Source organism: Bradyrhizobium sp. C9 (genome assembly GCF_002532045.1).
Taxonomy (GTDB): Bacteria; Pseudomonadota; Alphaproteobacteria; order Rhizobiales; family Xanthobacteraceae; genus Bradyrhizobium.
The window spans coordinates 137,785-155,899 of record NZ_NWTG01000007.1; the positions used below are offsets into that span (position 1 = coordinate 137,785).

Sequence of the window (18,115 nt, forward strand, 5' to 3'; positions counted from 1 at the left end):
CGAAGCCAATGCGTAGCGTAAAGACCCTGATCGCCGCTGGAGCGGCATCCCTGTTGTCCTCGGCGGCGTTCGCTGCCGACATGCCGATCATGCCGCCGCCCCCGATGGCGTATGCTCCGCCGCCGGTCCAGGATTTCGGCGGCTGGTATCTGCGCGGCGACATCGGCATGACCAACACCCAGGCCAAGCTGCACGCCAATGCCTACGACACGCTGCCGGCCGGCACCGCGTTCAACCAGTTCGGCACCGGCTTCGACAGCGGCATGCTGTTCGGCGTCGGCGTTGGTTATCAGTTCAACAGCTGGTTCCGCGCCGACATCACCGGTGAGTATCGCTCCAAGGTGAGCTTCAACGGCACCGACTTCTTCACGTTCCCCGGGCCGAGTTCCCTGGGCGACACCTATCATGGCGGTGTCCAGAGCTGGGTCGGTCTCGCGAACATCTACGCCGATCTCGGCACCTGGGGTTGCTTGACCCCGTTCATCGGTGCCGGTGTCGGTGCCGCGGTGATCAAGACCTCGGCCTTCTCCGACGTCGCCACGTTCCCGAGCGGGTCCGGCCTGACCAGTTCCTTCATCGCCGACGGCGCCACCAAGACCAACTTCGCCTGGGCGCTGCATGCCGGTGTCGCCTACAAGGTCACCAACAACTTCACGGTTGAACTGGCCTATCGCTATCTCGACATGGGCACCGCCGGCCACGGCCAGGGTCACTTCTTCGACGGCACGCCGACCGGTCCCTCGAGCTTCCAGTATCGCGACATGACCTCGCAGGATGTGAAGCTCGGCGTACGCTTCGCGTTGCCCTGCTGCGACGTGCTGCCCCCGCCGCCGCCGCCCCCGCTGATCCGCAAGGGCTAGTTTGAGGGTTAATTTCGAGCCTTCACGGTTAACGATTGAAACGGCGCAGGATCATCCCGCGCCGTTTTTCTTTGCCGCGTCATGTCGCGAGCTCTGCAACTTGAGTGGTCGAAAGCCGCCGGCGACAACGATTGGTTAAGGTTAACAGGCGATGATCAACGCGCATTCGGTGAGTGGGATGGAGCGTTGCAATGCGTAGGTTCTTGCTGGTGGCGATGATGTTCGGGGCGGTGACCGGCGCACAGGCGGCCGACATGCCGGATTTCCTTCGCGGCAGTCTGCCCGCCTCCAATGCGCCGACCAGAAACTGGGACGGCTGGTATGCCGGCGGTCAGGTTGGCCAGACATGGATCAACACCGACTTCGGGGGCAGCGTTGCTTCCCTGACCAATTCTATCTTCCGCAACACCACGCTACAGGCGCCGACGTCGCAATTCAATTTGCTGGGCCGGGTCAATGCGCAAAGCTCGGGCTTCGGAGCGTTTGTCGGACGCAACTATCAGTTTGACGACGTCGTGTTGGGTGTTGAAGCAAACTATACTTACTGGTCCGGCCTGACGACAACGACCTCCGGAAGTTTGGGTCCGATTCAAATCGCTCAGCCAGCCCTGGTCCTGCCGGTCGGCGCCACTGCCGCAGACGGCGTGACGTTGAACGGAAGCGCCTCGCTGAAACTCAAGGACGAGATGACATTCCGCGGCCGCGCGGGTTGGGCGACCGGTGACTTCCTGCCCTACGCCTTCGGCGGCCTCGCAGTCGGCAGGATGGATGTTTCGCGCACGGTCACAAGCTCCGTGAACCGAACGATCAACTTTGCTGACGGAAGTTCGACCACCTTTGCTCTGCCGCAGTTTTCCCAAACCGCGACGGATGCGAAGACGGACGCCTACGTTGCCGGCTGGACCGCTGGTCTCGGCCTGGAATACATGTTGTGGAATTGTGTTTTCCTGCGCGGCGAGTGGGAATACGTCAAGTTCGCACCGGTCAAGAATACGTCGGTCACGCAGAACAGCGTGCGCGCCGCCATCGGCTACAAGTTCTGACGCGAGTTGCGTTGCTTGACACCGCAGTGTGCGGCTGATCCGATGTTGCTCCGCAAGCGGAGCGACATCGGATGAAAATCCACGGCGACGCCAATTCAGGCAATTGCCTGAAGGTGAAATGGGTGTGCGACAAGTTGGCGCTGCCGTATACATGGGTCGAGATCGACACCATGAAGGGCGGCAGCCGGACGGCGGAATTCCTCAAGCTGAACGGCTGGGGCCAGGTGCCGACGGTCGAACTGGATGACGGCCGCACGCTCGCGCAATCCAACGCCATTATTCGCTACCTCGCGCGTGGCAGCAATCTGATCCCCGGCGATCCCTATCGCGCGGCGCAGATGGATGCCTGGATGTTCTGGGAGCAGAACAGCCACGAGCCCTATGTCGCCGTCTGCCGCTTTCAGGCCGTATATCTCGGCAAGCCCGTGTCGGAGATCGATCCGAACCTCATCAAGCGCGGCTACGGGGCGCTCGACCAGCTGGAGCGGCATCTTGCGGGTACGAAATTCCTGGTCGGCGATGCGTTCTCGCTCGCCGACGTCTCGCTGCTTGCCTATACGCGCGTTGCGGAGGATGGCGGCCTCGCGCTCGAACGCTATCCGATGATCCGCCGCTGGATCGTCGACGCCGAGCATGTGCTCGCGCTGCCGCCGGTCCGCTGATCCCAAGTGAATGACGCCATGACTGAAGCTTCATCGATCACGATCCGCCGCGCCCGCCGCGAGGATGTCGCCGCCATCGTCGGCATGCTGGCGGACGATCCGCTCGGCAGCACGCGCGAGCGGATCGCGGATCCGCTGCCGCAAAGCTATTACGATGCCTTCGCGCGGGTCGAGCGCGATCCGAACCTGCAGCTTGTCGTCGCTGTCGACGGGGAGGGCGCCGTCGTCGGCTGCCTGCAGCTTGCGGTGCTGCCGGGGATCAGCTCGCAGGGCTCTTCGCGCGGCCTGCTCGAGGACGTCCGTGTCGCAACACACTGCCGCAGCCGCGGCATCGGCGAGCTGCTCGTGCAGTGGGCGGTCGCGGAGGCGCGCGCGCAAGGCTGCACGCTCGTCGAGTTGCTGACGCATCACACCCGCGTCGATGCGCAGCGCTTCTATGAGCGCCTCGGATTCGCGCGCAGCCATGTCGGCATGACGCTGCGCTTCTGACCTGCGGGAGTTGTGCCGCACGCACGGCAACGCCTGCGGTAGCCGTTGCTGCGTGATCCGGTTAACAGCCAATAAACTAAGCCGGCCTCCGTGAATTTACGGGTCGGAACGAGTCCGGTATGCCGGGCGTCTCCCACGGGGCGGCGGCGACTGGGGATTGGAATGTCGGATTATTCGATCGTGCGGGTCGGCAACGAGTACATCGTGCAGGCCGGCGATAAGAGCATTTTGAAAATATCGAGCCGGCGCAAGGCAGTTAAGATCATGACTCTCGCGGCAGATCTGCTCGATCAGGAGACGATGCAGCAGGTCGCGGACGCCCCATCAATCAGCCGTGATCTCCCGGTCGTTCCGGAAAAGTCGGAACTTCCTTGACGTTTTGGGGCCCTTCCACTATTTCCGACGGCGGGAAACCTCTCCCCACCGAGAGGCAGCTATCTGGAAGGGTAGATTATGACTGCAGCGAAGCCCGCTTCGCGGCCCAATGTGCCGCATTTCTCCTCCGGCCCCTGCGCCAAGCGCCCCGGCTGGAACCCCAACAATCTCAGGGACGCCGCGCTCGGCCGCTCGCATCGTGCGAAGGTCGGCAAGGCCAAGCTCAAGCTCGCGATCGAACTGACGCGCGAAGTGCTCGAGGTGCCTGCGGACTACAAGATCGGCATCGTGCCGGCGTCGGACACCGGCGCGGTCGAGATGGCGCTGTGGTCGCTGCTCGGTGCGCGGCCCGTCACCACGCTCGCCTGGGAATCCTTCGGCGAGGGCTGGGTCAGCGACATCGTCAAGGAATTGAAGCTGAAGGACGTCACCAAGCTGAACGCGGCTTACGGTGAAATCCCCGATCTTGCCAAGGTCGACCAGAGCTCCGACGTCGTGTTCACCTGGAACGGCACCACTTCCGGCGTGCGCGTGCCGAACGCCGACTGGATCAGCGCGACCCGTGAAGGCCTCACGATCTGCGACGCGACCTCGGCCGCCTTCGCGCAGCCGCTCGATTTCGCCAAGCTCGACGTCGTCACCTTCTCCTGGCAGAAGGCGCTCGGCGGCGAAGCCGCGCACGGCATGCTGATCCTGTCGCCACGCGCGGTGGAACGGCTCGAGACCTACAAGCCGGCCTGGCCGCTGCCGAAGATCTTCCGCCTCACCAAGGGCGGCAAGCTCAACCAGGGTATCTTCGAAGGCGAAACCATCAACACGCCGTCGATGCTTTGCGTCGAGGATTATCTCGACGCGCTGAACTGGGCGAAGTCGATCGGCGGCCTGAAGGCGCTGATCGGGCGCGCCGACGCCAACACCAAGGCGCTCGCCGACTGGAAGGCGCGGACGCCGTGGATCGACTTCCTGGCCAGGGATCCCGCGATCCGCTCCAACACATCGGTGTGCCTGAAGTTCACCGATCCCGCGATCACCTCGCTTCCCGCCGACGCCCAGGCCGACTTCTGCAAGAAGCTGGTCGCGCTGGTGGAGAAGGAGAACGCCGGCTTCGACTTCGCGTACTACCGCGATGCGCCGGCGGGCCTGCGGATCTGGTGCGGCGCCACCGTCGAGGCCAAGGACGTCGAACTGCTGACGCAGTGGATCGACTGGGCCTTCGCCGAAACCAAGGCAGCATTGCCCAAGGCGGCATAAGCAAGTCATCGATCTTGTCATGGCCGGGCCAAAGCGCGAAGCGCGTCTTCGCTGGATGACCCGGCCATCCATCGTGCAAAGTGACCGCGCATGCTTCGCGCCCGCGGCCCTCGTGTATTCAAACGCATCGTTCAGCAACGGATCATTCCGATGACAAAACCCAAGGTTCTGATTTCCGACGCGCTGTCTCCCGCCGCCGTGCAGATCTTCAAGGATCGCGGCGTCGAGGTCGACTTCCAGCCCAACCTCGGCAAGGACAAGGACAAGCTCGCCGAGATCATTGGCAACTATGACGGCCTTGCGATCCGCTCGGCCACCAAGGCGACCGCCAAGATTATCGAGAAGGCGACCAGGCTGAAGGTGATCGGCCGCGCCGGCATCGGCGTCGACAATGTCGAGATTCCGGCCGCGACCGCCAAAGGCATCATCGTGATGAACACGCCGTTCGGCAATTCGATCACGACCGCCGAGCACGCCATCACCCTGATGCTGGCGCTGGCGCGCGAGATTCCGCAGGCCGACGCCTCGACCCAGGCCGGCAAGTGGGAGAAGAACCGCTTCATGGGCGTCGAGATCACCGCCAAGACGCTCGGGGTGATCGGCTGCGGCAATATCGGCTCGATCGTCGCCGACCGCGCGCTCGGCCTGCGCATGAAGGTGATCGCGTTCGATCCGTTCCTGTCGCCGGAACGCGCCAAGGACATCGGTGTCGAGAAGGTCGAGCTCGACGACCTGCTCAAGCGCGCCGATTTCATCACGCTGCACACGCCGTTGACCGAGAAGACCCGCAACGTGATCGACGCGGCTGCGATCGCCAAGATGAAGAAGGGCGTGCGCATCATCAACTGCGCGCGCGGCGGCCTGGTTGACGAGCAGGCGCTGGTCGACGCGCTGAATTCCAAGCATGTCGCCGGCGCCGCCTTCGACGTGTTCGTCGAGGAGCCGGCGACCTCGAACGTGCTGTTCGGTCATCCCAACGTGATCTGCACCCCGCATCTCGGCGCCTCCACCACCGAAGCGCAGGAGAACGTCGCGCTGCAGGTCGCCGAGCAGATGTCGGACTATCTGCTGTCGGGCGCGATCTCCAACGCGGTCAACTTCCCCTCGATCACGGCGGAAGAGGCGCCGAAGCTGAAGCCGTTCATCGAGCTTGCCGAGAAGCTCGGCTCGTTCGCCGGCCAGCTCACCGAGAGCGGCATTCTCAAGACCACGATCACCTATGAGGGCCACGTCGCCGAGATGAAGATCAAGGCGATCACCTCGGCGGTGCTGTCCGGCCTGCTGCGGCCGATGCTGGGGGAGGTCAACGTGGTGTCGGCGCCGGTCGTCGCCAAGGAGCGCGGCATGGTGGTGGACGAGGTCGTCCGCGCCGCGCAGAGCGACTATGAAAGCCTGATCACCGTCACCGTCGCCACCGAGCGGCAGGAGCGTTCGGTGTCCGGCACCGTCTATGCCGACGGCAAGCCGCGCCTCGTCGACATCAAGGGCATCCGCGTCGACGCCGAGTTCGGCAAGTCGATGATCTACGTCACCAACGAGGACAAGCCGGGCTTCATCGGCGCGTTCGCGAGCCTCTTGGGTGATGCGAAAATCAACATCGCGACCTTCCATCTCGGCCGCGTCAAGCAGGGCGGCGACGCCATTGCGCTGGTCGAGGTCGACGGTGCGGTGCCGGCGGATCTGCTTGGCAAGGTGCAGTCGCTGCCGCAGGTGAAGCAGGCCAAGGCGCTGACCTTTTGAGAAGGCGCTGACGTTTTAAACGCTGTTTGAGTGGCTCTCGTCATCGCCCGGGACGTGCCCGGCATGACGGGGAAGGTACCGTCAACCACGTCCAAATTCCGATCTGCGGAACATGACGCCGTCTCCGGCCCCGGAGGCGGCGTTTGTCGTTCGGGGGCGTCTGGTATTCCTGTTGCAGCGCCCAAAATATGTGTACGAAGGCGTCAAGACGCGCCACTATCCGGCGATCTCAGAAGGAGAAAACAATGCGTGAAGCCGTTATCGTTTCCTACGCGCGCACTGGCCTGGCGAAGTCCGGCCGTGGCGGATTCAACATCACCCCGCCGATGTCGCTGGCCGGGCACGCCATCAAGCACGCGGTCGAGCGTGCCGGCGTCGACAAGGACTATGTCGAGGATTGCTATCTCGGCAATTGCGCGCACGGCGCGCCGAACATCGGCCGTCAGGCGGCGCTGCTCGCCGGCCTGCCGAAGTCGACCGCCGGCGTCTCGGTGAACCGCTTCTGCTCGTCGGGCCTGCAGACCATCGCGATGGCCGCCAACTCGATCCGTTCCGACGGCTCCGATTGCATCGTCGCCGGCGGCGTCGAGAGCATCTCGATTCCCGGCGGCGGCTCGCCGAAGGAATCGATCGATCCGGACCTGCTCAAGGCCGCGCCCGACATCTTCATGGCGATGATCGATACCGCCGACATCGTCGCCGAGCGCTACAAACTCAGCCGCGAATACCAGGACGAGTATTCGCTGGAGTCGCAGCGCCGCATGGCGGCCGCGCAGCAGGCCAACAAGTTCAAGGACGAAATCGTCCCGATGAAGACCAAGATGAAGGTGGTCGACAAGGCGACCAAGGCCGAGTCGATCGTCGACTACGTGGTCGATCGCGACGAGTGCAACCGGCCCGAGACCACGCTGGAAGGGCTTGCCAAGCTGGAGCCGGTCAAGGGTCCGGGCAAGTTCGTCACCGCCGGCAATGCCAGCCAGCTGTCCGACGGCGCCGCTGCGGTGGTGCTGATGGAAGCCAAGGATGCCGAGAAGCGCGGCCTCAATCCGCTGGGCCGCTTCGTCGCCTGGGCCTCAGCCGGCTGCGAGCCCGACGAGATGGGCATCGGTCCGGTGTTCGCCGTGCCGAAGCTCTTGAAGCGCCACGGCCTGAAGATCGACGACATCGATCTCTGGGAGCTCAACGAAGCCTTCGCCAGTCAGTGCCTCTATTCGCGCGACCAACTCGGCATCGACCCCGAGAAGTACAACGTCAACGGCGGCTCGATCGCGATCGGCCACCCGTTCGGCATGACCGGCGCCCGGCTCACCGGCCACCTCTTGCAGGAAGGCCGCCGCCGCAAGGCCAAGTGGGGCGTCGTGACCATGTGCATCGGCGGTGGTCAGGGCGGCGCAGGCCTGTTCGAGATCTACAGCTAAACGCGACCGATCCTGATCGTGTGCAAACGAGCGGCCCGGCGGCAACGCCGGGCCGCTTTCTGTTTGAAGCCGGTTATGTTGCCGGAAAATCCGCCGCGCGTTCGCCGAACTCGAGCGTGGAAATCAGTTCGAGCGTCTGCCTCAGATCGGCGGCCTGTTTCGTGCCGAAGGCGGTCTCGAAGCGCTCCTGCGCCTCACGCCAGGCGGCCTGCGACTCGTCAAGCCGGGCTTCGCCGCGTTTGGTCAGCCGCACCAGGCGGCTGCGCCGGTCATTCTTGTCGACGGTGATGGTCAACAGGCCGTCGCGCTCCAGCGGCTTGAGGTTGTGGTTGAGCGCGGTACGGTCAAGCACCAGCGCCGCGGCCAGCTCGCCAATCGTCGGCGCGCCCGAACGTCTGATGTGGACCAGAATGGCGCGTTGCGTGCCGCGCAGGCCGGATGTCGCCAGGACCTGATCGTAGAGCTGCGACACGCGCCGCGTCGCCTTGCGCAACGCCGTGAGATTGCACCGGCTGGGTTCCGTTTTCACCATCGTTGCCTCCAAACTAGGCTTGACAGATACATGCATATGCACCTAATGGCAATAGATGCATATGCACATATTCGGAGGGTGTGATGTCGGAGATCGAGGCGGAGACGATCGGGCTGGCTATTGGAACCGACGCGCGGCCACGCTCCCGCGTCGCAACACCACGCCAGGTGCTCGCAATCGTATCGGTGGGCATCTGCCTCGCCAACCTCGACCTGTTCATCGTCAATGTCGGGTTGCCGAACATCGCGCAGGAATTCCGCAGCGCCTCGCTCGAGGATTTGTCCTGGATCCTCAATGGCTATGCGATCGTCTATGCGGCGCTGCTGGTGTTCTTCGGCCGGCTCGCCGAACGCCACAGCCGCAATCTGAGCTTCCTGCTCGGCGTTGCGCTGTTCACGGCCGCGTCGGCCGCCTGTGCGCTCGCGCCGAACGTCGAATTGCTGGTCGTTGCCCGCATCGCGCAGGCTGCCGGTGCGGCATTGATGACCCCGACTTCGATCGGCCTGCTGCTGGCGTCGTTTCCACCCGACCAGCGCGCCGGTGCGGTGCGGACCTGGACGGCGATCGGCGGCCTTGCCGCCGCGCTGGGGCCACTGGCGGGCGGCGTGCTCGTCACCTTCGACTGGCGCTGGATCTTCATCGTCAATGTCCCGATCGGCATCGTCGCACTGATCATCGGCTGGCTGAAACTGCCCGAAGTGCCCGGCCATGACGTGCCGCGTCCGAGTTCATGGGCGGCGCTGCTGGTCACCTGCGGCATCGGTGCGCTGACCCTTGCGATCGTGAAGGCCAATGACTGGGGATGGGGTTCGCGCGGCGTCGTGCTTGGCTTTGCCATCGCAGCCGTCTCGCTCGCTGCCTTTACGTGGCACTGCCTCAACTCGAAGAATCCCTTCGTCGATCCTGCGTTGTTCAAGGTGCGGCCGTTCACGGGGGCGACGTTTGTCATGGCGCCATACTCGGCGGCTTTCGGCGCGATGCTGCTGTCGGTGGCGTTGTGGGAGCAAACGGTGTGGGGCTGGTCGGCGCTGAAGACCGGCCTTGCGATCGCGCCGGGTCCGCTGCTTGTCCCGTTCACCTCGCTGTTGTTTGCCCGTCGCCTGATCGCGCGATTTGGCGCCGCGGCCGTCGTCTCCGCCGGGATCGCATCGTTTGCGGGCGGTCTTGCAATCTGGGCAACGTTGCTAGGGGTTGACCCCGACATGCCTGCCTTTGTGGTCGGCATGATGTTCACCGGCATCGGCGTCGGGCTGACCTTTCCGACCCTGATGGGCGTCGGTGCCGGTTCGCTGCCGCCTTCGTCGTTTGCGACCGGCTCCGGTGTCATCAACATGATCCGGCAGGCAGCGCTGGCGATCGGTGTCGCGATCTTTGTCGCGATCCTGGCAACGCCGGCCTCGATGACTGAGCGGATCGCGGCGTTTCAGCGCGGCTGGTGGATCATGATCGCCATCACGATTGCCGGCTTCGTACCGAATTACCTGTTCATCCGGCGCAGGAGGGCGGACCGCTAGCGGGTCAAAGCCGCCGCCGCGCCATCCGGCTGCCGCGAGCGCGCCTTCGTCGCGCCGCACCGAAACCTCAATCGAACCAGTCCTTTCCTCGCTGCGTCTCACCACGAGAAACGGCCCGCCTCCGAGCCCGGCGCGCCGTCGGTCTCGCGCGATGCGATGTTTCCCGGAGGGATGCGATGCGAAAGATTACGAATTGTCTTGTGACCACCAGCCTGGTGCTGGTGGGTGCGCTGGTTGCCGGGCCGCTCCATGCGGCCAATCTCGACGCTGCGTCGCAGGTCGACGCCGTCACCGTCTATCCGGATGGCGCGAGCGTCACCCGCGTCATCACGCTGGATCTGCCCGCCGGCGACAACATGCTGGTCGCGAAGGATTTCCCGATGGGCCTCGATCCGTCCTCGCTCCGCGTGGAGGGCGAGGCGGGCGGCAGGCTGGCGATCGGGGCCATCGACGCGCGGCCGCCGCGCCCGGTGGAGCCGGCGAACCTGCCCGAGATCGACAAGCGGATCGAGGCGCTGCGAGATCAGCGCGACGATCTGCAGGGGATCATCACGTCGGCTGAGGCGCGGCGCAAATTCGCCGAACATTTCGCCGAGGCCGCACCGGTCGGGATCGGCGAGAAGGGCGAGGCGCGTCCGGTCAGCGAGTGGCGCGCCGCGTTCTCCGCGGTCGGGGACGAAGTCGCGACCGCCGACACCGCGATCCGCGACGCCGCGCGCAAGCAGCGCGACATCGATCGCGAGATCGCGCGCCTCGAGGCCGACCGTGCCGCCAAGCCGCCGAGCAAGCTCGAGGTGCGGATCGAACTGGCCTCCGCGGCCGCGACCCGCGCGACATTGCGGGTGACCTATGCGGTGCGCAACGCCCGCTGGATGCCGATTTACGACGCCCGTCTCGACACCGGCGCCAAGGATCGCAAGCCCGCGATCGAGCTGGTGCGCCGCGCCGAGATCACCCAGTCGACCGGCGAGGACTGGTCGAACGTCGCGCTCGCCGTCTCCACCGTGCGTGTCGCCCGCGGCGGCAATGCGCCCGACCTCAATTCGCTGATTGTGCGATATCCGCTGCCGCCGCGACCGCTGGCCGCCGGCAGAGCTTTCGACAGCGTGCAACAGCCCTCGGCGCTGATGCCCGCACCGGCTGCACCGCCGATGGAGCAGCATCTGTTCAAGAAGGCCGAGGAGCAGGAAGCTGCTGCCGAGGTCAGCGCGTTCCAGGCAACCTTCAAGATTCCCGGCCGCGTCGGCGTTGCCGCCAATGAGGGTGCCAAGAGCTTGCGCATCTCGACGGCGACGATTACCCCCGATCTCGCAGTGCGCGCCGTACCGGTGATCGATTCGACCGCGTTCCTGGAAGCGAGCTTCGTGCAGGCCGACGAGGCGCCGTTGCTGCCGGGGCAGGTCGCGATCTATCGCGACGGTATCTTTGTCGGCCGCAGCCGAATGACCACCGCCGCCAAGGACGAGACCGTGCGGCTCGGCTTCGGCGCCGACGACAAGGTCAAGATCGAGCGCACGGTGGTGAAGCGCAATGAGGGCTCCGCCGGCCTGATCGTGACGACGTCGAAGACCGACGAGCGCGCCTTCAAGACCACGGTGCGCAACGGCCACGACTTCCCGATCAAGGTCGCGATCCAGGATCAGCTCCCGGTCAGCGAGAACGACGATATCGTTGTCGAGATGCTGCCGTCGTCGACGCCTGCGACGACGACCAATCTGCGCGACAAGCGCGGCGTGCTGGAATGGGCGTTCGAGGCCAAGGCCGGTGAAGTCCGTGACATCAATTTCGCCTGGCGGATGCGCTGGCCGAAAGACAAGGGTGTCGTGATGGTGCCGGCGGGGTGACCCGCGTTAACAGCCGATGACAACTCTCCCGATCTCGGGCAACACTTTGCCAACGGCAAAAAAGCCCGAGATCGGGAGGATCCATGAGCTACCAGCACATCATCGTCGACGATCCGCGTCCGCGCGTCCGCCGCATCACGCTGAACCGGCCCCAGAAGCGCAATGCGCTGAACAACCGCCTGCGCGGCGAGATCTTCGAGGTGCTGGAGCAAGCCGACCGCGATCCCGACATTTCGATCTCGATCCTGCGTGGCGCGGGTCCTTGCTTCTCGGCGGGCTATGATCTCTCCGCCGACAACCGCGTCGACCAGCCCTATCATTCGGCATCCGGCCCCGGCCAGTGGTCGCGCCATGTCGTCGAGGGCTGGTTCTCGATCTGGGATCTCGCCAAGCCCGTGATCGCGCAGGTGCACGGCTACTGCCTCGCCGGCGGCACCGAGCTCGCGACCGCCTGCGACGTGGTCTATGTCGCCGATGATGCCCAGATCGGCTATCCGCCGGTGCGGCTGATGAGCCCACCCGATATGCAGTATCACCCTTGGCTGGTCGGCATGCGCCGCGCCATGGAGCTGATGCTGACCGGCGATGCGATGTCCGGCCGCGAGGCTGCCGAGTGGGGCTATGCGACCCGCTCGTTCCCGCTCGCCGAGCTCGAGAGCAAGACGCTGGATTTCGCCGAGCGCGCGGCAAAGGTGCCGGTCGAGCTGCAGCAGCTCAACAAGCGCTCAGTGCATCGCGCGATGGAAATCATGGGCGCCCGCGCCGCGATGCGCGCCGGCACCGAGATCCAAGCGCTGGCCTTCACGACCGAGGCGAGCAAGGCCTACATGGCCGGCTTCCGCCGCGATGGCGCCAGCGTGAAGACCCAGCTCGACCAGCGCGACACCACGTTCGGAGACTACCGGACCAAGAAGGAGTGACGGCTTTGGCGAACGCGGGCTAGAAGCCCGCGTCCTCCTCCAGCCATTGCCGATTGTCCCAGCGCGCGCGGCGGCCGACGACATATTCGCGAACATCGTCCATGAAGCGCACCTTACTGGCGAGGGCTCCGATGAAAGCCGCCAGCGCCGCGATCCAGGGCCACAGATGCATCAGCAGCGAGGCAGGAATCTGATTGGCGAACCCCGCCTGCAGCGCGCCGGTGACCAGATAAGCCAATACGCCCCAGGCAACGGCCAAAATCGTCGCCACGATCTCAAAAGTGTTTTGGTGAAATCTCACCAAACCTCGCATCAAGCATAAGTAGGCAAAGTAGACGATCACGCCGAGAAGCAAGGCGACGATTGGAGGCGGAAGCCCCCAGCTCTGATCCCAGCTCAGATACGCAACAAAGCCCGCGGCGATCAACGCCTCGATGTAGGTCAGGCTGGATCTTTCTCGCATGATTTGCCCCAGGCGATTCACGTCCTGCCGAGGCTATCATCATCGAGCGCTTCGGTAGAAGGGCAATTGCAGAACAACCTTTGAAATAGGCTGGCTCCCGCAAATTCGCTGTCATGCCCCGCCTTGAGCGGGGCATCCAGTATGCCGCGGCTTGTCCGTTGAACTCGAACGCCTCTGGAATACTGGGTCGCCCGGTCGAGCCGGGCGACGACGCTGTCGTCGACGGCAAGCGCAACCGCCTCATTTCGCTTTCAGGAAGTCGCCGACTTCGAGCAGCACGAATTCGTCGTCATCGGCCCTGTTCGGATCGCGGCTCGAGGAGAACGGCAAATTGTTGTCGTTGCCGACGATGATGTGGGTCTCGTCGACCCGGTCGACGTTCTCGATGGTGAAGAACGGGAAAGTGTAGACGCCGTCGTTGAGCGGCTTGCGGGCCTTCTTGTTCGGATCGCGGATCTTCATCAGGTCGATATAGGCGATCTTGCGCACCGGCTTGCCGACATTGGCGTCGGACAGCTCAATCTTGTAGACCCGCTTGAACTTGGCGAGGTCAGGGAAGCAGTTCTCGCCGCGCTGGCCTTGCGGGCAGGCCTTGTCGGCGGTGCCCTCGCCATTGTCGCGCTCGATCACGAGGCCCTGGCTCGGATCGATCATGTTGAAGTCGCCGATCGCGTTGCCGTTCTGCTCGAAAACATACTGCCAATAGCGACCGGTGAACTTCTCCGCCGCGACGTCGAATTCGAGGATGCGCGAGGCTTCCTTGCCGTCGACCTTCTCCCAGTCCTTCTTGTCGGCATCCCACAGCGGCCCTTCGAGCAGGCCGTAGAGGAATTTGCCGTCCTTGGAGGCGGCAAAGCCCTCATAGCCCTTGGAGCGGCGCAGGTTGACGTTGGTGTAGGTGGCGCCGGGCGCGCCGGGCGATTGCACGGCCCAATGATCCGGCGAGCGCACCGGCTTGCCGTCGGCGACCGTCTCGAACACCGCGAGGATCTTGCCGGTCTTGTCGGCCTTGAGGATGTAGGGGCCGAACTCGTCGCCGATCCAAAAGATGTCGTTGATGATCTGGAAGCCTTCGATGTCGAAGTCGGCGCCGGTGAGGTAACGCTTGGCGGTGTCCTCATGAACGATGCGGAACGGCACCCTCTTGTCGGGATCGTGCAGGAACACGGTCTCCTGGCGTTCGATCTTGCCGCCGGCCCAATCCATCTTGTAGCGGTTCAGATACAGCATCGAGTCCGCCGAGTTGTAGCGCGCGCCCATGCCGTTGTCGGTGATCACCCAGAACGAGCCGTCCGGCATCGTCTTGATGCCGGAATGGCCCTGCAGCGGTTGGCCCTTGAACGGCAGCGACACGCCGGTCGGCCGCTCATAGGACTTGCCCATCACGGTGCCGATCGCGTCGACGCGCTTGCCGGTGGTGTACTTGCCCGAGGTCTTCAGATCCGCCGGCGCATCCGCAGGGGCGTCGATGAAGCTCTCCGCCGGCATCACGGCGTGTCCTGCCAGCGTCGCTGGAAATTCGCCCTCGCTCTGCGCGAACGCCGGGGTGGCGAGCAGGATCGAGGCGACGGAACAGAGCAGTGACAGGCGCATGGTTGGTCTCCCAAAGGACAAACGATGCGGTGTTCTCCGAGGCGCCTGTTACAGCCGGCTGACAGTTTTGTGAATCGCCGATGTTGCGACGGGATAGGGCTTGCGGCGTTACGTCGCTTTGCCTATCGGCCGCATAGTCTGCGGCAGCAGGAACGGTACGCCACCTCCGGTGTAGTCGATCGTGGCGTCGATCTCGAAGATCTTGCGAAGCGTGTCCGCCTGCATCGCCGCGGCGCGGTCGCCGTCGACGGCAAGCCGGCCGCGATGCAGCAGCAGGATGCGGTCGGCGAACCGCATCGCGAGGTTGAGATCATGCATGATCGCGATCACGGCGGTGCCGCGCGCGGCGCGCCGCCGGGCGGTCTCGACCAGGTCGATCTGATGCCGCAAATCGAGGCTCGAGGTCGGCTCGTCCAGCAGCAGGAGCCCCGGTCCATGCAATGCCTCGCCGCAGGCGAGCTGCACCAGCACGCGGGCGAAATGCGCGCGCTGTTGCTCGCCGCCGGACAGTGTCGGCAATTGCCTGAAGCGGAAATGCGAAAGCCCGACCTCGTCGAGGGCTGCTGCGACCAGCGCGCGCGTCACCGCGCGCGGGCTTTCGCCGGCGCCCATGCTGACGATTTCCTCGACCGTGAACGGGAAGGTGACATTGACATGCTGCGACAGCATCGCACGGTGCTGCGCCAGCTCGCGCGGATCGTAGGCGTTGAGGTCGCGCTGCCGCAGCCGGATCGTTCCGCGCGACGGACGGAGATCGCCCGACAACATCCGCAGCAGGGTCGACTTGCCGGCGCCATTGGGACCCACGATCGCGACCATCTCGCCGGCACCGATCTGCAGCGAGACCGCATCGACCAGCGTGGCACCGCCGGTCGTCATCGATACCGACTGCGCCTCCAGCAGCGCGCTCATAGCGACACCAGGGAGCGCTGGCGCAGCAGCATGGCAAGAAAGAACGGCGCGCCGATCGCCGCGGTCAGGATGCCGATCGGCATCTCCGCGGGGGCCACGATGGTGCGCGCCACCGTGTCGGCGCCGACCAGCAGGATGGCACCGAGCAATGCGGACGCCGGCAGCAGCAGGCGATGCCCGGGTCCGATCACCAGCCGCAGTAGATGCGGCACCACGATGCCGACGAAGCCGACCACGCCGCAGACCGAAACCGCAACCCCTGTCATCGCCGACACCAGCACGATCGAAATGCGCTTCAGCCGTTCGACGTCGACGCCGCTGTGGAACGCCTCGGCTTCGCCGAGCACCAGCACGTCCAGGCCGCGCGCGATCGAGAGGCAGGCGATCAGCGCAACCGCCAGCACCGGCGCCAGCGCCGTGAGCTTGCTCCAGGTCGCGCCGCTCAGCGAACCCAGCATCCAGAAGGTGATGTCGCGCAGCTGGCGGTCGTCGGCGACGAAGACCAGGAGCCCGATGCCGGCATTGGCGATCGCGGCAATCGCAAGCCCGGCGAGCAGGAAGATCGCAATCGAGGTCCGGCCGCCGCGGCTGGCAATGCCATAGAGCACGATGGTCGTGATCAGCGATCCGGCGAAGGCCGCGATCGGCAGCAACTGATGCTGCAGGAAGCGCAGGCTCTCGCCGAGCTGGCTGTCGGTGAACACGATGGCTCCCGCTGCGGCAAACGCGCCGCCGGAGGAGACGCCGACCAGCGCCGGGTCGGCGAGGGGGTTGCGGAACAGGCCCTGCATGATGGCGCCTGATACGGCGAGGAGTCCGCCGACCATCGCAGCCGCCGCGATCCGCGGGATCCGGATCGACCACACCACGAGCTGGTCGCGCGCGAGCAACGGGTTGGCCGCGCCGTCGGCCCATAGCCCGAGCGCGGCGGGAAGCCGGGCCATTGGGATACCCGCGGCCCCGACCGTCAGGGCGACCAGGGCGGACCCTGCGAGCGCCGCAAGCAGGCAGAGCAAAGTGAGTGTCGCCGCCGGCCGCAGCGACATGCCGCCGCGCCGTTGTTTCGCACGCGCGGGGCGTTCGGCCAGCACGCTCATTGCCGGCAGTTCGCGGTCAGCGCCGCCGGCTTGAAAGTTGCAGCCTCGGGCGCTAACGCCGGGTAGAGCTTGACCGAGAGGTCACGCGCCGCGGCCGCGGTGCGCGGTCCGAAGCCGAGCAGATAAAGCCCCTCCATCGAGATGAAGGCCTTGGTGGTGCCAACCGGCGTCAGTGCGAAGGCCGGATGCGTGAACACGGCATCCGACGTCAGCGAGTCCTTGCCGCGATCGATCGACAGCACGACATCCGGTTTCGCCGCCACGATGGCCTCGTCATTCACCGGCTTGTAGCCGTCGTACCCGTCGATCGCGTTGACGCCGCCGGCGAGCTGGATGATCTCGTCCGCGGCGGTCTTGTGGCCAGCGGCCAACGCCCGGCCGTTCAGGAGCGACATCACGAACATCACGCGCACCGGTTTCGTCACTTTGGCGCGCAACGTGCGCAGTAGCGCGAGGTCGCTCTCCACCGCTGTGGCGAGGCAGGCGGCGCGCGGATCGGCGCCCATGGCATGGCCCACAAGTTTGATCTTCTCGACCAGCCCGGCTTCCGAGAACGCCTCGGGCACCAGCACGAGCGGCACCTTGGCCGCCTCCAGCACGTCCATGGTCTCCTTCGGCCCGGAGCCCTGCACTGCGAGCACCAGCGACGGATGCAGGCCGAGCACACCCTCCGGCGACAGCTGGCGCATGTAGCCGACGTCGGGCTTTTCGCGCAGCGCTGCCGGCGGATAGAGGCTGGTCGCATCGACACCGGCGATGCGGTCCTCGAAGCCGAGCGCATAGAGGATCTCGGTGATCGCGCCGCCGATCGAGACGATCCGCGTGGGATCGTCGATCACGACGTCGCGGTCGCGCGCGTCGTGCACGGTGATGCGTTCGGCGATTGCTGCGCCCGTCGGCAGCAGACAGGTGAGCGCGAGCAGAGCGAGCGTGCGACAAATTGTCATCGGGGCCGTCACTTGGTCAGGATCAGCTTGTTCTGCGAGGTCAGCCGCAAGCGGTAATGCTCTTCGCCATGCACGATGATGATCTCGCGCTCGGCCCAGAACAGGTCGCGGCTGTCGAGGCGATTCCCGCGCATGACGAGCGTTTTGGCCGCATCAGACGCTGATACGGCCGGCTTTCCCGCCGCGCCGATGTTGTCTCCGGAAGTTGCCGACATGCTCGTGGTGCTGCGCCTTCGAAATCTTCAAATGATGCTTGCTTGTACAAGCGGGCGAAGGCGCATTCCAACGGCTGCACTTTACAATCGATGTAAACAGCGCCGCCGCATTCTTGACCGTTTTGTTGCCGGCTCGTAACCAATCATCACACGATGCGAGCTTGTGGCTTGCATCGCAACGTAGCCAGCAAGCCGCTCGGTGGAGCGCACGCCAGCCAAACCAGAAAAGCGATGATCGGG

Annotated in this window: 19 protein-coding genes; 12 read left to right on the forward strand and 7 right to left on the reverse strand. The window is 65.0% G+C overall.

Annotated elements, in window-relative coordinates:
• The first annotated feature begins 8 nt into the window (after positions 1-8).
• From CO675_RS17495 to CO675_RS17530, 8 genes are all read left to right on the forward strand, one after another.
• Positions 9-860: an outer membrane protein gene (locus CO675_RS17495; RefSeq protein WP_198964639.1), complete on the forward strand. Its 852-nt coding sequence runs from the start codon at positions 9-11 to the stop codon at positions 858-860.
• 191 nt (positions 861-1,051) lie between these two features.
• Positions 1,052-1,903, forward strand: coding sequence for an outer membrane protein (locus tag CO675_RS17500; protein ID WP_097673147.1), 852 nt, complete (start codon positions 1,052-1,054; stop codon positions 1,901-1,903).
• A gap of 71 nt (positions 1,904-1,974) precedes the next feature.
• The gene (locus CO675_RS17505; RefSeq protein ID WP_097673148.1) at positions 1,975-2,565 is read left to right on the forward strand and encodes a glutathione S-transferase family protein; all 591 of its coding nucleotides are present in this window, start codon (positions 1,975-1,977) and stop codon (positions 2,563-2,565) included.
• An 18-nt stretch (positions 2,566-2,583) separates the two neighbouring features.
• Positions 2,584-3,054 carry a GNAT family N-acetyltransferase gene (locus tag CO675_RS17510; RefSeq protein ID WP_097673149.1) on the forward strand — a complete coding sequence of 157 codons (471 nt, stop codon included), beginning with the start codon at positions 2,584-2,586 and terminating at the stop codon, positions 3,052-3,054.
• Between the two features lie 162 nt (positions 3,055-3,216).
• Positions 3,217-3,429, forward strand: a complete 213-nt coding sequence (locus CO675_RS17515; RefSeq protein WP_097673150.1) for a hypothetical protein — start codon at positions 3,217-3,219, stop codon at positions 3,427-3,429.
• 78 nt (positions 3,430-3,507) lie between these two features.
• Positions 3,508-4,680 carry a phosphoserine transaminase gene (locus CO675_RS17520; protein ID WP_097673151.1) on the forward strand — a complete coding sequence of 391 codons (1,173 nt, stop codon included), beginning with the start codon at positions 3,508-3,510 and terminating at the stop codon, positions 4,678-4,680.
• A gap of 150 nt (positions 4,681-4,830) precedes the next feature.
• Positions 4,831-6,420 carry a phosphoglycerate dehydrogenase gene (gene serA / locus CO675_RS17525; protein WP_097673152.1) on the forward strand — a complete coding sequence of 530 codons (1,590 nt, stop codon included), beginning with the start codon at positions 4,831-4,833 and terminating at the stop codon, positions 6,418-6,420.
• Between the two features lie 245 nt (positions 6,421-6,665).
• Entirely contained in the window at positions 6,666-7,838 is a 1,173-nt protein-coding gene (locus CO675_RS17530) for a thiolase family protein (protein WP_097673153.1), read from the forward strand.
• A 73-nt stretch (positions 7,839-7,911) separates the two neighbouring features.
• On the opposite strand, the gene CO675_RS17535 is transcribed toward CO675_RS17530, so the two are convergent.
• On the reverse strand, positions 7,912-8,310 hold the full coding sequence (locus CO675_RS17535) for a MarR family winged helix-turn-helix transcriptional regulator (RefSeq protein ID WP_245452800.1): 399 nt from the start codon (positions 8,308-8,310) through the stop codon (positions 7,912-7,914).
• A 143-nt stretch (positions 8,311-8,453) separates the two neighbouring features.
• Between CO675_RS17535 and CO675_RS17540 the strand changes: the two genes are divergently transcribed.
• From CO675_RS17540 to CO675_RS17550, 3 genes are all read left to right on the forward strand, one after another.
• A complete protein-coding gene (locus tag CO675_RS17540) occupies positions 8,454-9,884 on the forward strand; it encodes an MFS transporter (protein ID WP_097673155.1) in 1,431 nt (476 codons plus the stop codon).
• 176 nt (positions 9,885-10,060) lie between these two features.
• Entirely contained in the window at positions 10,061-11,728 is a 1,668-nt protein-coding gene (locus tag CO675_RS17545) for a mucoidy inhibitor MuiA family protein (RefSeq protein ID WP_097673156.1), read from the forward strand.
• Positions 11,729-11,811: 83 nt separating this feature from the next.
• Positions 11,812-12,648, forward strand: a complete 837-nt coding sequence (locus CO675_RS17550; RefSeq protein ID WP_097673157.1) for an enoyl-CoA hydratase-related protein — start codon at positions 11,812-11,814, stop codon at positions 12,646-12,648.
• 19 nt (positions 12,649-12,667) lie between these two features.
• Here the strand turns inward: CO675_RS17550 and CO675_RS17555 are convergent, their stop codons facing one another.
• From CO675_RS17555 to CO675_RS41460, 6 genes are all read right to left on the reverse strand, one after another.
• Positions 12,668-13,111, reverse strand: coding sequence for a hypothetical protein (locus CO675_RS17555; RefSeq protein ID WP_097673158.1), 444 nt, complete (start codon positions 13,109-13,111; stop codon positions 12,668-12,670).
• 240 nt (positions 13,112-13,351) lie between these two features.
• Positions 13,352-14,704, reverse strand: a complete 1,353-nt coding sequence (locus tag CO675_RS17565; RefSeq protein ID WP_097673160.1) for an esterase-like activity of phytase family protein — start codon at positions 14,702-14,704, stop codon at positions 13,352-13,354.
• A gap of 108 nt (positions 14,705-14,812) precedes the next feature.
• Positions 14,813-15,616, reverse strand: coding sequence for a heme ABC transporter ATP-binding protein (locus CO675_RS17570; RefSeq protein ID WP_097673161.1), 804 nt, complete (start codon positions 15,614-15,616; stop codon positions 14,813-14,815).
• A complete protein-coding gene (locus CO675_RS17575; protein ID WP_097673162.1) occupies positions 15,613-16,713 on the reverse strand; it encodes a FecCD family ABC transporter permease in 1,101 nt (366 codons plus the stop codon). Before CO675_RS17575 ends, CO675_RS17570 begins: the two co-directional genes overlap by 4 nt.
• Entirely contained in the window at positions 16,710-17,660 is a 951-nt protein-coding gene (locus tag CO675_RS17580) for a heme/hemin ABC transporter substrate-binding protein (protein WP_097673163.1), read from the reverse strand. Before CO675_RS17580 ends, CO675_RS17575 begins: the two co-directional genes overlap by 4 nt.
• A gap of 8 nt (positions 17,661-17,668) precedes the next feature.
• Positions 17,669-17,875, reverse strand: coding sequence for a hemin uptake protein HemP (locus tag CO675_RS41460; RefSeq protein ID WP_097673164.1), 207 nt, complete (start codon positions 17,873-17,875; stop codon positions 17,669-17,671).
• Between CO675_RS41460 and CO675_RS41020 the strand changes: the two genes are divergently transcribed.
• Positions 17,793-18,014, forward strand: coding sequence for a hypothetical protein (locus tag CO675_RS41020; RefSeq protein WP_198964641.1), 222 nt, complete (start codon positions 17,793-17,795; stop codon positions 18,012-18,014). The genes CO675_RS41460 and CO675_RS41020 overlap by 83 nt on opposite strands.
• Positions 18,015-18,115 lie beyond the last annotated feature (101 nt).

What these genes read in the sequence shown, in the direction of transcription:
- CO675_RS17495 (WP_198964639.1), top strand. Translation starts at nt 9, where the DNA reads ATGCGTAGCGTAAAGACCCTGATCGCCGCTGGAGCGGCATCCCTGTTG.
- CO675_RS17500 (WP_097673147.1), top strand. Translation starts at nt 1,052, where the DNA reads ATGCGTAGGTTCTTGCTGGTGGCGATGATGTTCGGGGCGGTGACCGGC.
- CO675_RS17505 (WP_097673148.1), top strand. Translation starts at nt 1,975, where the DNA reads ATGAAAATCCACGGCGACGCCAATTCAGGCAATTGCCTGAAGGTGAAA.
- CO675_RS17510 (WP_097673149.1), top strand. Translation starts at nt 2,584, where the DNA reads ATGACTGAAGCTTCATCGATCACGATCCGCCGCGCCCGCCGCGAGGAT.
- CO675_RS17515 (WP_097673150.1), top strand. Translation starts at nt 3,217, where the DNA reads ATGTCGGATTATTCGATCGTGCGGGTCGGCAACGAGTACATCGTGCAG.
- CO675_RS17520 (WP_097673151.1), top strand. Translation starts at nt 3,508, where the DNA reads ATGACTGCAGCGAAGCCCGCTTCGCGGCCCAATGTGCCGCATTTCTCC.
- serA (WP_097673152.1), top strand. Translation starts at nt 4,831, where the DNA reads ATGACAAAACCCAAGGTTCTGATTTCCGACGCGCTGTCTCCCGCCGCC.
- CO675_RS17530 (WP_097673153.1), top strand. Translation starts at nt 6,666, where the DNA reads ATGCGTGAAGCCGTTATCGTTTCCTACGCGCGCACTGGCCTGGCGAAG.
- CO675_RS17540 (WP_097673155.1), top strand. Translation starts at nt 8,454, where the DNA reads ATGTCGGAGATCGAGGCGGAGACGATCGGGCTGGCTATTGGAACCGAC.
- CO675_RS17545 (WP_097673156.1), top strand. Translation starts at nt 10,061, where the DNA reads ATGCGAAAGATTACGAATTGTCTTGTGACCACCAGCCTGGTGCTGGTG.
- CO675_RS17550 (WP_097673157.1), top strand. Translation starts at nt 11,812, where the DNA reads ATGAGCTACCAGCACATCATCGTCGACGATCCGCGTCCGCGCGTCCGC.
- CO675_RS17555 (WP_097673158.1), bottom strand. Translation starts at nt 13,111, where the DNA reads ATGCGAGAAAGATCCAGCCTGACCTACATCGAGGCGTTGATCGCCGCG.
- CO675_RS17565 (WP_097673160.1), bottom strand. Translation starts at nt 14,704, where the DNA reads ATGCGCCTGTCACTGCTCTGTTCCGTCGCCTCGATCCTGCTCGCCACC.
- CO675_RS17570 (WP_097673161.1), bottom strand. Translation starts at nt 15,616, where the DNA reads ATGAGCGCGCTGCTGGAGGCGCAGTCGGTATCGATGACGACCGGCGGT.
- CO675_RS17575 (WP_097673162.1), bottom strand. Translation starts at nt 16,713, where the DNA reads ATGAGCGTGCTGGCCGAACGCCCCGCGCGTGCGAAACAACGGCGCGGC.
- CO675_RS17580 (WP_097673163.1), bottom strand. Translation starts at nt 17,660, where the DNA reads ATGACAATTTGTCGCACGCTCGCTCTGCTCGCGCTCACCTGTCTGCTG.
- CO675_RS41020 (WP_198964641.1), top strand. Translation starts at nt 17,793, where the DNA reads ATGACGAGCGTTTTGGCCGCATCAGACGCTGATACGGCCGGCTTTCCC.
- CO675_RS41460 (WP_097673164.1), bottom strand. Translation starts at nt 17,875, where the DNA reads ATGTCGGCAACTTCCGGAGACAACATCGGCGCGGCGGGAAAGCCGGCC.